Consider the following 15,055-nt stretch of genomic DNA (forward strand, 5'->3'; position numbering starts at 1 on the left):
CTTTCGTGAAACAGTTGCCCTCAATTATATCGACCGACCCTTTGGGCAATACCCCCGAGGCACTGGAGGTGCCCGAGTTCGAGGAGGGGGCCGATCCGATCGAACCCAGCGAGCAGCGGCCCTTCGTCATCGACCCGGCCCAGCACGGCCAGCGGCTCGACCGCGCGCTCGCCGCGCTGGTGCCCGAGTTTTCCCGCAGTTACCTGCAGCAGTTGATCGAGGCTGGCGCTGTCGAGCTGCAGGGCCGCACGCTGACCAAGGTCTCGGCCACCGTCAAGGCGGGACAGGCCGGCCGCATCGAGCTTCGTCCCACGCCCCAGAGCCAGGCCTTCCGGCCCGAGCCGATGGACATCGTCACCGTGCACGAGGACGAACACCTGCGCATCGTCGACAAGCCCGCCGGCCTGGTCGTGCACCCGGCGCCGGGACACTGGAGCGGCACGCTGCTCAATGGCCTGCTGGCGCTGGACCCGAAGGCTGTGCTGCTGCCGCGCGCCGGCATCGTGCACCGGCTCGACCGCGACACCAGCGGCCTGATGGTGGTGGCGCGCACCCGGGCCGCCATGGATGCGATGGTGGCGCTGATCGCTGCGCGCGAGGTCAAGCGGCAGTACCTGGCCATCGGCCACAAGCCGTGGGAGGGTGCCGCGGGCCGGCAGGTCGACGCCCCCATTGGGCGCGATCCGCGCAACCGGCTGCGCATGGCCGTGGTCGATCTCGAGCGGCATGCGGGCAAGACGGCGCGCACGCTGATCGAGCGGCTCGACAGCAACGCCGAAGGCTGCGCCGTGCGCTGCACCCTCGAAACGGGGCGCACCCACCAGATCCGCGTGCACATGGCGTCGATCGGCCATCCGCTGGTGGGCGATGCGCTCTACGGCGGGGCGCCGGCTGCCGGGCTGTCGCGGCAGGCGCTGCATGCATTCAGGCTGGCCTTCGTGCATCCCGTCACACAAGCGGCGCTGGAGTTCCGCTCGCCGCCGCCCGCCGACCTCGTCCAGGCTTTGCGGGCCTGGGGGCTGGATTACAATCGCGCCTGACGGCCCGAGAGCCGCGCCGGTCACCCGAGGCCGGCCTTGCGTTGCATTTGCCGCGTGCCTGCAGCGCCTACTCCTTTCATCCTTCTGAACTAGCGCCCCGAGGCGCCTTTTCCCGGATAACGCGAACCATGAATACGGCGGATGCCAAGCGCATTCTCGAAACCGCCTTGATCTGTTCGAGCCAGCCGTTGCCGGTGCGCGATATGCGCGTGCTGTTCGACGACGAGCTGGGCGTGGACACCATCAAGGTGCTGTTGCTCGAATTGCAGGAAGACTGGGCGCAGCGCGGCCTGGAGCTGGTGAGCGTCGGCAGCGGCTGGCGTTTCCAGAGCCGGCCCGAGATGCGCGACCACCTCGATCGCCTGCACCCCGAGAAGCCGCCGCGCTACACCCGCGCCGCACTCGAGACGCTGGCCATCATTGCCTACCGGCAGCCGGCCACGCGCGGCGACATGGAAGACATTCGTGGCGTGACGATCAACTCGCTGATCCTCAAGCAGCTGGAAGACCGCGGCTGGGTCGAGGTCATCGGCCATCGCGAAACGGTCGGCCGTCCGGCGCTGTATGCAACCACGCGCCAGTTCCTCGACGACCTGGGCCTGGCCTCGTTAGACCAGTTGCCACTGATCGAAACGCCCGCGCAGCAGGCAGCGCTGGTCGATGCCCTCGAGCAGGCGTCCGGCGAGCAGCAGGGGTTGCCCATCGATGCCGCGCCCGAGATCGAAGCGCTGGCAGAGGGCGATGCGGATGCATCGGGGATGGCAGAGCTGGAGTCTTCCGCCGCCGAAGCCGCCGAAGCCGCCGAGGCGCAGTTTGCCGAGAACGCCGCAGGCACCGAATCTCCCATCGAGCCCGAACCCGAGCTCGCGCCGGAACCCGAATCCATACCCGAGCCCGAGTCCGCTCAGGCACCGTCGCCAGAACCCGATGCCCCGTCCCAGGACGAGGTCGACCCCCACGCTCCCTCTCCCGGAAAAACCTCATGAGCACAACCGACACCGAAGACGCGGCGATGCTGCCGGCCGAGCCCGAAGTCAAAAAGAAGAAAAGGGCGGCCCCGTCCAGGAAGGCCGCGGGTGATGCTATTGAATCGGTAGCGCCGGAGGCAGCTGCGCAGGAAATCGCTGCACCGGTGGAGGCCGAGGCGCCCAAGAAACCGAGAGCGCCCCGCAAGAAGAAGCCGGTCGAGCCGTCCATGGCGGATGAAGCGGTGGCTTTGCCTGTTGCACAGCCCCCCGAGGCGATCGCGCCGGCGGTCGTTGCCGCCGAGGAAGCTCCGGTTGTCGCCGTCGCCGCTGAAGAGGCCCGCAATCCCGCACCGGTCGAAGCCGATCGCAACAGCAGCGATGACGGCGAAGAAGAGCGGGACGAAGACGAAGAAGAGCCCGACGAGGAAGAAGACGACCTCGACCGCGCCCGCCGCGCCGCAGAGCGCGAACAGCGCAACGCGCCGCCGCCCGAGCCGATCCGTTTCTCGGACGTCATCTCCGGCCAGTTCGACGCCGACGAAGAAAGCCCCGAAGTCCCGCCGCTCAAGCGCGTGCTTCTGCCCGAGGCGGATTCGCCCAAGCTGCACAAGGTGTTGGCGCAGGCCGGCCTGGGCTCGCGGCTCGAAATGGAGCAGCTGATTCTTCAGGGCCGCATTTCCGTCAACAACGAGCCGGCCCACATCGGCCAGCGCATCCAGTACGGCGATCAGGTCAAGATCAACGGCAAGCCGATCCGCTACCGCATCGCGCCTCCGCCGCCGCGCGTGATCGCATACCACAAGCCCGTGGGCGAGGTGGTCACGCACGACGATCCGCAGAACCGCCCGACCGTGTTCCGCAAGCTGCCGCGCCTGCAGCAGGGCAAGTGGCAGTCGGTCGGGCGCCTCGACCTGAACACCGAAGGGCTGCTGCTGTTCAGCAGCTCTGGCGACCTGGCCAACCAACTGATGCACCCGCGCTTCGGCCTGGAGCGCGAGTACGCGGTCCGTGTGCTGGGCGCGCTCACCAGCGAAGAAAAGCAGAAGCTGCTCGACGGGGTGCGCCTCGACGACGGCATGGCGCAATTCGGCACCATCGAGGACGGCGGCGGCGAAGGCTCGAACTGCTGGTATCGCGTGACCATTTCCGAAGGCCGCAATCGCGAGGTGCGCCGCCTGTTCGAGTCGGTGGGCCACGCGGTCAGCCGGCTGATCCGCATCCGCTACGGCGCCATGGTGCTGCCGCGCGGCCTGAAGCGCGGCGCCTGGATGGAACTCGACGAGCGTGATATCCGCGCGCTGTTCCAGGCTTCCGGCGGCGCGGTTGCCCGGCCCGGCCCGCAGCAGCGTGGCCCGGGGCAGGAGGGTGGTGGCGGCAATGGCCGAAGCGGGCGCAACAAGAAGCGCCGCGGCAATCGCAATGGTGGTGGCGGCCAGCAGCCGCGCGACATGCGCGATGCTCGCGACGAAGGCAGCCGGGAAGCGCCGATCCCGAATCCGCTGGGCGATGGTCGTCCGCCGCGCGGTGACCGGGGTGGCCGTCCCAATCGTGGCGGTGGCAACGGCGGTCCGCCCCAGGGGCAGGGACGCCGCGGCAACAGCGGCAACCGCCAGGGTGGCGGCAATCGCCAGCAGGGCGACGACCGTCAACCCAGCGGCGCCAACCAGCCCGATCCAATGAAGACCTCGCTGGGCTACATCGGCGCCGACAGCTTCTCGCGCCAGCGCAAGGAGCAGCGCGCAGGCCCGCGTCGTGGCGGCGGCGGCGGTGGCGGCTTCGGCGGCCAGGGCGGCCAAGGTGGCGGCCGCCGCCGCGGGCGCTGAAAGCCAGCCGTCGGTACGCGGCCTTTCGCGGGGTTTTCACCAATCCGAAAGGCTGCGCCGGTTAAAATCAGAGGCTTTGTCGACATGTGATGCAACAAGCGCGTCGCAGTTGTGACAAAACACTTCAAAATCAAAGCTCCAGGAAGCATTTCAATGGCTATCGAACGTACCCTTTCCATCATCAAGCCCGATGCAGTTGCCAAGAACGTCATCGGCAAGATCGTTTCCCGTTTTGAAGCTGCCGGCCTCAAGGTCGTCGCCGCCAAGCTGGTGCACCTGTCGCGCAACGAAGCCGAACAGTTCTACGCCGTGCACAAGGAACGTCCCTTCTTCAAGGACCTGGTCGAGTTCATGATCTCGGGCCCCGTGTTCGTGCAAGTGCTCGAAGGCGACAACGCCATCGCCAAGAACCGCGACCTGATGGGCGCCACCGACCCGAAGAAGGCCGCTGCCGGTACCATCCGCGCCGATTTCGCCGACAGCATCGATGCCAACGCCGTGCACGGTTCGGACGCTGCCGAAACTGCAGCGAACGAAGTCGCTTTCTTCTTCGCCGGCCTCAACGTCTACGCACGCTGAAGCTGTCTGCCGATCGATTCCATGACCACGGCCAATCTGCTCGAATTCGATCTCGAGGGGTTGGCTGCGTTCTGCGAAAAACTCGGCGAGAAGAAATTCCGCGCCACGCAGCTGTTCCGCTGGATCCACCAGCGTGGCGCCAGCGACTTCGCCCAGATGACCGATCTGGCGAAGTCGCTGCGCGAGAAGCTCGCGACCACGGCGCGCGTGGAGGCCTTGCAGGTCATCACGCAGCACGAATCCAAGGACGGCACGATCAAGTGGCTGTTCGACGTCGGTGACGGCAATGCCGTCGAAGCCGTATTCATTCCAGAGGACGACCGCGGCACCCTGTGCGTGTCGTCCCAAGCCGGCTGTGCGGTCGGATGCCGCTTTTGCTCGACAGGGCATCAGGGCTTCAGCCGCAACCTGAGCACGGGCGAAATCGTCGCCCAGCTCTGGTTTGCCGAACACTTCCTGCGCAAGCACCTGAAGCGCGACGAACGCGTCATCTCCAACGTGGTGATGATGGGCATGGGCGAGCCGCTGCAGAACTACTCGGCGCTCGTGCCCGCGCTGCGCACCATGCTCGACGACAACGCCTACGGGCTGTCGCGCCGTCGCGTGACGGTGTCGACCTCCGGCGTGGTGCCCATGATCGACCGCCTCGGCGCCGATTGCCCGGTGGCCATGGCCGTCTCGCTGCATGCGCCCAACGATGCGTTGCGCGACGACCTCGTGCCGCTCAACCGCAAGTACCCGATCGCCGAACTGATCGAGGCCTGCAAGCGCTACCTGGCGCATGCACCGCGCGACTTCATCACCTTCGAGTACTGCATGCTCGACGGAGTGAACGATCAGCCCGAGCATGCGCGGCAGCTCATCGAGCTGGTGCGTACGCACGGCATCTCGTGCAAGTTCAACCTGATCCCGTTCAACCCCTTTCCGGCGTCGGGCCTGCTGCGCTCCCCGCAGCCACGCGTACTGGCATTCGCCAGGACGCTGAGCGAAGCCGGCCTCGTGACCACCGTGCGCAAGACGCGCGGCGACGACATCGACGCCGCCTGCGGCCAGCTCGCTGGCGACGTCAAGGACCGCACCCGTGCGGCCGAGCGCATGGCGCAGCGCCGCGCGGCGGAGCGCCCCATTGTTTTGCATCCGGTCCGCAAGACCACCCCCCAGGAGCACTGAACCGATGAGCATGGCCATTCCGATGACGACCGCGAGCGTGCAGCGGATGCTGACTGTGGGTTTCGCGGGCGTTGCCATGGCGTTGCTGCTTGGGGGCTGCGTGAACACGCGCACCACCACCACCAGCCTGGCCGACACCAGCTCGGGCAAGGGTGCCGAGATCGTCACCGAGTCCGACGAAACCAGCCGGCAGCGCCGTGCGCGCCTGCGCATGGAACTGGCCTCCGGCTATTTCGAGCATGGCCAGACCACCGTCGCGCTCGACGAGATCAAGCAGGCGCTGGCCGCCGATCCCAACAATGCCGACGCCTACAACCTGCGCGGCCTGGTCTACATGCGGCTCGACGACGCCGCGCTGGCCGAAGACAGCTTCCGCCGCGCCATCGCCATCAATCCGCGCGACCCCAACGCGCGGCACAACTACGGCTGGCTGCTGTGCCAGCAGAACCGCTACGGCGATGCGGCTGCGCAGTTCACCGAAGCCCTGGCCGTGCCGAGCTATGCGGACCGCGCCAAGACGCTCATGACGCAGGGCGTGTGCGAACTCAAGGCCGGCCAGCGGGTCCAGGCGGAGCGCAGCCTCATGCAGGCCTACGAGATCGACGCCGGCAATCCGGTGGTCGGCTTCAATCTGGCTTCATTGCTGGCGCAGCGCGAAGAATGGTCGCGCGCGCAGTTCTACATTCGCCGCGTCAACAACAGCCCCTCGGCCAGCGCCGAAACGCTCTGGCTCGGCATCAGGGTCGAACGAAAGCTGAACAACCGCGAGGCAGTCGCGCAGTTGGGAGGTCAACTGCAACGACGCTTCCCCCAGTCGCGGGAGGCAACAGCGTACGAGCGCGGGAATTTCAATGACTGATCGGGTTTCGGAGTTCGGCACTTTCGCAGCACAGCCGCTGGAAGAAGGCGACATCACGCACAAGACAGCCGGCGACCTGCTGCGCGAGGCGCGCGAGGCCCATGGCCTGCACATCGAGATGGTGGCTGCCGCGCTGAAGGTGCCGCCGCAGAAGCTCATGGCGCTTGAAGCGGACGATATCGCCTCGCTGCCCGATCCGGTCTTCGCTCGCGCCCTGGCGAGCAGCGTCTGCCGCGCGTTGCGCATCGATCCCGCGCCCGTGCTCGCGAAGCTGCCCAGCACGCAAAAGGTGTCGCTGGCCGAGGCAGATCGCACGCTGCGAGGGAACATCGCCTCCAACACGCCTCGCTGGAACAACAACGGCCGTTCCAGTGGGCTGCCTTCGCGTGCGCTGCTGATCGCGGTGGGGCTCCTGCTGGTGGCCGCGGGTGCGCTGTTCTGGTTGCCGCAGTCGGTGTTCGACCAGATCGGGGCTTCCGTGTCGCGGCTGACGGCCCGAGGCGAATCCAGTGAGGGTTCGGCGCCTGCCGGCGGACCGGTGTCGTCCAGCGGGACCGGCGCTGTCGCGGAAAACGTGCCCGTGCAGGCTGTGGCGCCGAGCGGTCCGGTGAGCGAGGCTCCCGCGGCCGCCGGCCCTGGCGCGCCTGCTGCCGCCGCGGCACCGGCCGCTGCAGCGCCCGCTGCCCCTGCCGTGCCCGCGACGGCTGCCGCCAGCGCCCAGCAGCTTGTCTTCGTGGCACGGGAAGAGTGCTGGGTCACCGTGACCGAAGCCGGGGGCAAGCAGCTGCTGCGCCGCAGCCTGAAGGCTGGCGAAACGGTGGGTTTGTCGGGCACGCTGCCGCTGTCCGTCGTGGTCGGGCGCGCGTCGAGCGTCGACGTGCAGGTGCGCGGCCAGCCATACGACCTGAAGCCCGTCACCAAGGGTGGTGGCGTGGCACGCTTCGAGGTGAAACCATGACCGGCGAATGCCTCCCGCTTCCCATCGAGTCGGCCGCGCCAAAAGCGCGCCGCTCGCGCCAGGCCAGCGTGGTCTGGGGGCCGCGCGTGGTCACGGTGGGCGGCGACGCTCCGGTGCGCGTGCAGTCCATGACCAACACCGACACCGTCGATGCCATCGGCACCGCGATCCAGGTGAAGGAACTGGCCATTGCCGGCTCCGAAATGGTCCGCATCACGGTCAATACGCCCGAGGCCGCCGCGCAGGTGCCCTACATCCGCGAGCAGCTCGACCGCATGGGCATCGACGTGCCGCTGATCGGCGACTTCCACTACAACGGCCACCGCCTGCTGACCGACTATCCGGCCTGCGCCGAGGCGCTGAGCAAATACCGCATCAACCCCGGCAACGTGGGCAAGGGCGACAAGAAGGACAGGCAGTTCGGCCAGATGATCGACGCGGCAATGCGCTGGAACAAGCCTGTGCGCATCGGCGTCAACTGGGGCAGCCTCGACCAGGAACTGCTCGCCAGCCTGATGGACACCAACAGCCAGCGCGCCGAGCCCTGGGATGCCAAGCAGGTGATGTACGAGGCGCTGATCACTTCGGCCGTCGAGTCCGCCAGGCTGGCCGAGTCGATGGGCATGAGCGGCAACCAGGTTATCCTGTCGTGCAAGGTGAGCGGCGTGCAGGACCTGATCTCGGTCTACCGCGAACTGGCCAGGCGCTGCGACTATCCGCTGCACCTGGGCCTCACCGAGGCCGGCATGGGCACCAAGGGCACGGTGGCCTCGGCCACGGCGTTGTCGATCCTGCTGCAGGAGGGCATTGGCGACACGATTCGCGTGTCGCTCACGCCGCAGCCGGGCGAGTCGCGCACGCAAGAGGTGCTGATTGCCAACGAGATCCTGCAAGCCCTGGGCCTGCGCGTGTTCGTGCCGAGCGTCACAGCCTGCCCGGGCTGCGGCCGCACCACCAGCACCACGTTCCAGGAACTGGCCAAGCAGATCGACGACTACCTGCGCCTGCAGATGCCGGTCTGGCGCAAGAAATATCCGGGCGTCGAGACGCTGAAGGTGGCCGTCATGGGCTGCATCGTCAACGGCCCCGGCGAGAGCAAGCACGCCGACATCGGCATCAGCCTGCCTGGCACCGGCGAGGCGCCTGCCGCGCCGGTCTTCATCGACGGCGAAAAGGCACTCACGCTGCGCGGCGACAATATCGCCAACGAGTTTCACCAACTCGTCGAAACCTACATCGAAAAGCGCTTCGGCGGCGAGCACGCTGCCCTGGCCTGACACCTCCGCAGACTCATGGCTGAAAAATTGAATGCCGTCAAAGGCATGAACGACATATTGCCGCCCGAATCGGCGCGCTGGGAATGGCTCGAGGCCACCGTGCGCGACCTGATGGGGCGCTATGCGTACCGCAACGTCCGCACGCCGATCCTCGAGCACACGGCGCTGTTCGTGCGCGGCATCGGCGAGGTGACGGACATCGTCGAGAAGGAGATGTACTCCTTCCACGACCGCTCGGACAAGTACGGCGACAACGACCACCTGACGCTGCGGCCCGAGAACACCGCCGGCATCGTGCGGGCCGCGATCGAGCACAACATGCTCTATGACGGCGGCAAGCGCCTGTGGGCCATCGGGCCGATGTTCCGGCGCGAGAAGCCGCAGCGCGGGCGTTTCCGGCAGTTCCATCAGATCGACGTCGAGGCGCTGGGCTTTGCCGGTCCCGACATTGACGCTGAATTGATCCTGCTCGCGAGTGCACTGTGGAGGGCGATCGGCCTGACCGACGTGCGGCTGGAGCTCAACAGCCTTGGCCAGCCGGCAGAGCGGGCGCAGCACCGCGCCCAGCTCATCGCGCATTTCGAGGCACATGCCGACAAGCTCGACGAAGACGGCAAGCGCCGCCTGCACAGCAACCCGCTGCGCATCCTCGACACCAAGAATCCGGCGATGAAGGATGTGGTCGAGTCGGCGCCGAGACTGATGGATTTCCTCGGTGCCGAATCGCTGGCGCACTTCGAGGGATTGAAGGCCATCCTCGACGCCAACGGCGTCGCCTACACCATCAACCCGCGCCTCGTGCGCGGCCTCGATTACTACAACCTCAGCGTGTTCGAGTTCGTGACTGACCGGCTCGGCTCGCAGGGCACGGTGTGTGCCGGCGGCCGCTATGACGGCCTGTTCGAGCAACTCGGCGGCAAGCCGGCGCCTGCAGTGGGATGGGCAATCGGCGTGGAGCGCGTGCTCGACCTCATGAAGGAGCAGGGCACTCAGATCCCGGTACGGGCCCCCGATGTCTATGCCGTCGTGCCCGATGCCTCTGCCATGCCGGTGGCGCTGCGTACGCTGCAGCAGTTGCGTGACGCCGGCGTGCGTGTGCAGATGCACGCCGCCACGGCGGATGGCCTCGGCAGCTTCAAGTCGCAGTTCAAGCGGGCCGACAACAGCGGCGCCACCTACGCCCTGATCTTCGGCGCCGATGAACTTGCACGCGGCGAAGTGACTCTCAAGGCGCTGCGCGACGGAAGCGGTGCGCAGACCTCCCGGCCGCTTGCCGAAGTGGCCACCTGGGCCGCCACCCTACAATCGCCGGCTCCCAACACCTGACAGCGCATGGCAACCCATCTCGACCTCGAAGAACAGGAACAGCTCGACCAGCTCAAGCATTTCTGGAACACCTACGGCACCCTGATCACATGGGCCGTGCTGCTCGTCGCAGGCGCCTTCGTGGCCTGGAACGGCTGGCAATGGTATGGACGCAACAAGGCGGCGCAAGCCTCGTCGCTCTACGACGAAATCGAGAAGACCGCGCAGGCCGGCGATCCGGCACGCATCGCGCTCGTGCTCGACGACATGAAGAAGCGCTTCTCGGGCACTACCTACGCGCAGCAGGCCGGCCTGCTGGTCGCCAAGACGCTGTACGAAAAGGGCAATGCCGCGGGCTCGCGCGCGGAACTCGAATGGGTTGCGCAGAACGCCGTCGATCCGGGCTACAAGGCTATTGCCAGGCTGCGGCTGGCGGCCGAACTGCTCGACAGCAAGTCCTACGACGATGCGATCAAGCAGCTCGACAGCAGCGTACCCAAGGAATTCGAACCGCTGGTGGCCGACCGCAAGGGCGACATCTACCTGGCCCAGGGCAAGCGCGCCGAGGCGCAGGCCGAATACCGCAAGGCCTGGACCGGCTTTGGTGCCACCTCCGACTACCGCCGCCTGGTCGAAATCAAACTCAACGCGGTCGGTGTCGACCCGAAGAGCCTGGCGCCAGTCGTCACCGTCACACCCGCAGTCCCCAAAACTCCCTGACCGCATATGAATTTCAAGCGTTTCATGCCTGAATCGACCGCCCTGCGCGCGGGATCAGCTCTTGTTTTGGTGGCGCTCCTCGCCGCCTGTTCGGGCAGCAGCAAGCCGAAGCCGGCAGAACTTCCCGCCAATCCGGCCCTGATGGGCGTGCGCCAGGCCTGGACGGTGCGCATCCCCGAGGTCAAGTTCCCTCTCACTACCGACATCAGCGGCGACACCGTCACCGTGGCCGGCAGCGATGGCACGGTGGTTGCCATCGACGCTCGCGCCGGCCGTGAAACCTGGCGCGCGAGCGCCGGCGCACCGCTGGCAGCCGGTGTAGGCAGCGACGGGTCGATGGCCGCAGTCGTGACCACCGGCAACGAACTGGTCGCCATCGAGAACGGCAAGGTCCTGTGGAAGCAGAAACTCTCGGCCCAGGCCTTCACAGCACCGCTCGTGGCGGGACGCCGCGTGTTCGTGCAGACCGCCGACCGCAGCATCAGCGCCTGGGACGGGCAGAGCGGTCGCCGCCTCTGGATCCAGCAGCGCACGGGTGAAAACCTCGTGCTGCGCAAGTCGGGCGTGCTGATCGCCGTGGGCGACACACTGGTGGCAGGCATCGGCGGCCGCCTGGTGGGCATCAACCCCGCCAATGGCACTTCGCGCTGGGAATCGCCCATTGCGGCACCGCGCGGCACCAACGACGTGGAGCGCCTGGTCGATCTGACCGGCAGCGTGAGCCGCTTCGGCGACACCATCTGCGCCCGCGCGTACTACGCCAGCGTCGGCTGCGTCGAGACCGTGCGCGGCTCGCTGGTCTGGAGCAAGCCCGCCTCGGGCGCCGACGGCGTCAGCGGCGACAGCGGTTTTGTCTTCGGTACCGAGTCCGACGGCAGCGTCGTCGCGTGGCGCCGTGCCGACGGCGAGCGCGCCTGGCAGATGAGCCGCTTGAAGAACCGCAACCTCACCGCGCCGCTGGCCGTGGGCCGCTCGCTGATCATCGGCGAAGACACCGGCACGCTGCACTTCGTGTCGCGTGAAGATGGCGCGTTGCTCAATCGTGTCACGCCCGATGGCTCGGCCATCACCGTCACGCCGGTGCTGGCCGGCAACACGGTCGTGGTCGTGACTGCCAAGGGTGGCGTGTTTGGTTATCGCCCTGAATAACTCTTTCTTTTTCCTTTTCTCTTTCCAAGGCCCGACCATGAAAACCGCGCCATCGAAAGGCCGGCCATGAAGCCGGTCGTGGCCCTGGTCGGGCGGCCCAACGTTGGCAAGTCGACCCTCTTCAACCGCCTGACCCAGACGCGCGACGCCATCGTCGCCGACTTCGCCGGCCTCACGCGCGACCGCCACTACGGCAATGGCCGCCTGGGCAAGCACGAGTTCATCGTCATCGACACCGGTGGCTTCGAACCCGACGCGGGCAGCGGCATCTACAAGGAAATGGCCAAGCAGACGCGGCAGGCCGTGGCCGAGGCCGACGTGGTGATCTTCGTCGTCGACGCCCGCGAGGGCCTGTCGGCGCAAGACCACGACATCGCCAACGAACTGCGCCGCCTCGGCAAGCCTTGCGTGCTGGCGGCCAACAAGGCCGAGGGCATGCACGACGGCACCAAGCTGGTCGATTTCTACGAACTCGGCTTCGGCGACGTGCATGGCGTATCTGCTGCGCACGGGCAGGGCATGCGCGACCTCGTCGAACTCGCCCTGGAACCGCTGAACCTGCCCGATCCCGACGACGAGGCGGACGAGGACGAGGTCAACAAGCCGATCAAGCTGGCCGTGGCCGGACGGCCCAACGTGGGCAAGTCCACGCTGATCAACACCTGGCTCGGCGAAGAGCGCCTCGTGGCCTTCGACATGCCGGGCACCACGCGCGATGCGATCTCCGTGCCCTTCGAGCGCAACGGCCAGCGCTTCGAACTGATCGACACGGCCGGCCTGCGCCGCAAGGGCAGGGTGTTCGAGGCGATCGAGAAGTTCTCGGTGGTCAAGACGCTGCAGGCCATCGAATCGGCCAACGTGGTGCTGCTGCTGCTCGACGCCACGCAGGGCGTGACCGACCAGGACGCGCACATCGCCGGCTACATCCTCGAAAGCGGCCGTGCGGTGGTGATTGCGATCAACAAGTGGGACGCCGTCGACAGCTACCAGCGCGAGCAGATCCAGCGGCAGATCGAGACCCGGCTGCCGTTCCTGAAGTTCGCGGCGCTGCATTTCATCTCGGCCATCAAGCGCCAAGGCCTGGGGCCGGTGTGGCAGGCGATCGCGCAGGCCCACAAGTCGGCCACGCGCAAGATGTCGACGCCGGTGCTGACCCGCCTGCTGCTGGAGGCGGTGCAGTTCCAGGCGCCCAAGCGCGGGGGCATGTACCGGCCCAAGCTGCGCTATGCGCACCAGGGGGGCATGAACCCGCCGGTGATCGTGATCCATGGCAATTCGCTGGAGCACGTGACCGACGCCTACAAGCGCTTCCTCGAAGGACGCTTCCGCAAGGAGTTCGACCTTGTGGGTACCCCCTTGCGCATCGAGTTCAAGAGCTCGCACAATCCATTTGCCGACAAGGACGACTGAGGGGCTTGGCCGCCGATGGCGGCCGATGAACCGCGAGCCGAGTGGAAGTTCCGTCTTTTGAGAGCCGTTATTTTCTCAAGGCTTTTGACCCCGATTGCTGCGGCGCAGAAACCCTGTGTTAAGGTCATCTCTCCAACAACTACTCTTGAACACGGAGAATATCGTGAGCAATAAAGGGCAACTTCTGCAAGACCCGTTTCTGAACACCCTGCGTCGTGAGCACGTGCCGGTTTCCATTTATTTGGTGAATGGCATCAAGCTGCAGGGCCAGATCGAGTCTTTTGACCAGTACGTCGTGTTGCTTCGCAATACGGTGACGCAAATGGTCTACAAGCACGCCATTTCCACCATCGTGCCGGGTCGTGCCGTCAACTTCTCGGCTACCGAGAACGAAGACGCCGCAGCCTGATCGCGCGGAGCGCGGCGGCCCCTGCTGCCGCGCTTTTTCCCAATTTCTGATCCCGCTTGTCTGAACTGATCCCCCGCCAGGAAGGCGCCGCCGTTCTCGTCGGCGTCGATTTCGGGCTGCCCCATTTCGACAGCGAACTCGAGGAACTCGGCCTGCTCGCGCAGACCGCGGGCCTGACGCCCGTCGCCCGCCTTGCGTGCAAGCGCAAGGCACCCGACGCGGCCCTGTTCGTTGGCAGCGGCAAGGCCGAAGAAATCAAGGAGCTGGCTGCCCTGTACAGGGCGAGCGAGGTCATCTTCGACCAGGCCCTGAGCCCCGCGCAGCAGCGCAACCTCGAGCGCCAGCTCGACATCGCGGTCTACGACCGGACCTTTCTCATCCTCGAAATCTTCGCCCAGCGCGCGCGTTCGCACGAAGGCAAGCTGCAGGTCGAGCTGGCTCGCCTGCAGTACCTCAGCACGCGGCTGGTCCGCCGATGGTCCCACCTGGAGCGCCAGACCGGCGGTGCAGGCGTGCGCGGCGGCCCGGGTGAAAAGCAGATCGAGCTCGATCGCCGGATGATCGGCGAGTCGATCAAGCGCACGCGCGAGCGTCTCGCCAAGGTGCAGAAGCAGCGCGGCACCCAGCGCCGGCAGCGCGAGCGCTGCGACACCTTCAATATCTCGCTGGTGGGCTACACCAACGCGGGCAAGTCGTCGCTGTTCAATGCGCTGGTCAAGGCCCGCGCCTATGCGGCCGACCAGTTGTTCGCCACGCTCGACACCACCACGCGCAATCTCTACCTGGGCGATGCCCGGCGGCAGGTGTCGATCTCCGACACCGTGGGTTTCATCCGCGACCTGCCGCACGGGCTGGTCGATGCCTTCAAAGCCACGCTGCAGGAGGCGGTCGATGCCGACCTGCTGCTGCATGTGGTCGATGCCTCCAACCCCCACTACCCCGAGCAGATGGCCGAGGTGCAGGCGGTGCTGCGCGAGATCGGTGCCGACACCGTGCCGCAGCTGTTGGTGTTCAACAAGCTCGACGCTCTTGAAAGCGCGCAGCATCCGCTGCATCTGCAGGACGAGATGGAAATCGACGGCGCGCAGGTCCCCCGCATCTTCCTCAGCGCCAAGAGCGGTGAGGGCGTGCCGTTGCTGCGCGCCGAACTCGCCCGGCAGTCGGGTTCCGTAGCCGATACGATGACCCCTGAGGCAGACACTGAATTGCACGATGCAACCGATTGATTGGGCACAATCCCGCCACTGACAAGAGAACGAAGCGAATGAATTCAAAGCCAGCGCGGAGAGGGTTTCTGGGCATGTTCAACCTGAACGACGGCCGATGGGGTCGCGGCGACGAGCCGTCTTCCAACGGCAGCCGCCCCCCCGACGCCAATCCCCCGGGCG

14 protein-coding genes are annotated in these 15,055 nt (G+C 66.7%); all 14 read left to right on the forward strand.

Annotated elements, in window-relative coordinates; translation table 11 throughout:
- Positions 1-41: 41 nt before the first annotated feature.
- The 14 genes from ACCD11_RS16385 (at position 42) to hflX (ending at position 14,893) form a co-directional block, all read left to right on the forward strand.
- Positions 42-1,040 carry an RluA family pseudouridine synthase gene (locus ACCD11_RS16385; RefSeq protein ID WP_413314687.1) on the forward strand — a complete coding sequence of 333 codons (999 nt, stop codon included), beginning with the start codon at positions 42-44 and terminating at the stop codon, positions 1,038-1,040.
- A gap of 128 nt (positions 1,041-1,168) precedes the next feature.
- Entirely contained in the window at positions 1,169-2,026 is an 858-nt protein-coding gene (scpB, locus tag ACCD11_RS16390; protein WP_413314689.1) for an SMC-Scp complex subunit ScpB, read from the forward strand.
- The gene (locus ACCD11_RS16395; RefSeq protein WP_007828275.1) at positions 2,023-3,831 is read left to right on the forward strand and encodes a pseudouridine synthase; all 1,809 of its coding nucleotides are present in this window, start codon (positions 2,023-2,025) and stop codon (positions 3,829-3,831) included. The genes scpB and ACCD11_RS16395 overlap by 4 nt, the downstream gene beginning before the upstream one ends.
- Before the next feature lie 153 nt (positions 3,832-3,984).
- Positions 3,985-4,410, forward strand: coding sequence for a nucleoside-diphosphate kinase (gene ndk / locus ACCD11_RS16400; protein ID WP_007828277.1), 426 nt, complete (start codon positions 3,985-3,987; stop codon positions 4,408-4,410).
- 21 nt (positions 4,411-4,431) lie between these two features.
- Positions 4,432-5,580: a 23S rRNA (adenine(2503)-C(2))-methyltransferase RlmN gene (rlmN, locus tag ACCD11_RS16405; protein ID WP_007828279.1), complete on the forward strand. Its 1,149-nt coding sequence runs from the start codon at positions 4,432-4,434 to the stop codon at positions 5,578-5,580.
- A gap of 4 nt (positions 5,581-5,584) precedes the next feature.
- Positions 5,585-6,439 carry a type IV pilus biogenesis/stability protein PilW gene (gene pilW / locus ACCD11_RS16410; RefSeq protein WP_413314691.1) on the forward strand — a complete coding sequence of 285 codons (855 nt, stop codon included), beginning with the start codon at positions 5,585-5,587 and terminating at the stop codon, positions 6,437-6,439.
- Complete coding sequence (locus ACCD11_RS16415) at positions 6,432-7,397, forward strand: helix-turn-helix domain-containing protein (protein WP_413314692.1); 966 nt, start codon at positions 6,432-6,434, stop codon at positions 7,395-7,397. The genes pilW and ACCD11_RS16415 overlap by 8 nt, the downstream gene beginning before the upstream one ends.
- Positions 7,394-8,674 carry a flavodoxin-dependent (E)-4-hydroxy-3-methylbut-2-enyl-diphosphate synthase gene (gene ispG / locus ACCD11_RS16420; protein ID WP_413314694.1) on the forward strand — a complete coding sequence of 427 codons (1,281 nt, stop codon included), beginning with the start codon at positions 7,394-7,396 and terminating at the stop codon, positions 8,672-8,674. The genes ACCD11_RS16415 and ispG overlap by 4 nt, the downstream gene beginning before the upstream one ends.
- A gap of 15 nt (positions 8,675-8,689) precedes the next feature.
- A complete protein-coding gene (gene hisS / locus ACCD11_RS16425) occupies positions 8,690-10,000 on the forward strand; it encodes a histidine--tRNA ligase (RefSeq protein WP_413314695.1) in 1,311 nt (436 codons plus the stop codon).
- A gap of 6 nt (positions 10,001-10,006) precedes the next feature.
- Positions 10,007-10,699 (forward strand): YfgM family protein, encoded by a 693-nt coding sequence (locus ACCD11_RS16430; RefSeq protein WP_413314697.1) that lies wholly within the window; start codon positions 10,007-10,009, stop codon positions 10,697-10,699.
- A gap of 6 nt (positions 10,700-10,705) precedes the next feature.
- Positions 10,706-11,848, forward strand: a complete 1,143-nt coding sequence (gene bamB, locus ACCD11_RS16435; protein ID WP_007828289.1) for an outer membrane protein assembly factor BamB — start codon at positions 10,706-10,708, stop codon at positions 11,846-11,848.
- 66 nt (positions 11,849-11,914) lie between these two features.
- A complete protein-coding gene (gene der, locus ACCD11_RS16440) occupies positions 11,915-13,258 on the forward strand; it encodes a ribosome biogenesis GTPase Der (protein WP_007828291.1) in 1,344 nt (447 codons plus the stop codon).
- Between the two features lie 163 nt (positions 13,259-13,421).
- Positions 13,422-13,667 carry an RNA chaperone Hfq gene (gene hfq, locus ACCD11_RS16445; RefSeq protein ID WP_007828293.1) on the forward strand — a complete coding sequence of 82 codons (246 nt, stop codon included), beginning with the start codon at positions 13,422-13,424 and terminating at the stop codon, positions 13,665-13,667.
- A gap of 56 nt (positions 13,668-13,723) precedes the next feature.
- Positions 13,724-14,893, forward strand: a complete 1,170-nt coding sequence (hflX, locus tag ACCD11_RS16450; RefSeq protein WP_413314698.1) for a GTPase HflX — start codon at positions 13,724-13,726, stop codon at positions 14,891-14,893.
- Positions 14,894-15,055: the final 162 nt, after the last annotated feature.

The sequence above is a fragment of the Variovorax sp. Varisp36 genome (assembly GCF_047304235.1).
In the GTDB taxonomy this organism is placed as follows: Bacteria; Pseudomonadota; Gammaproteobacteria; order Burkholderiales; family Burkholderiaceae_C; genus Variovorax.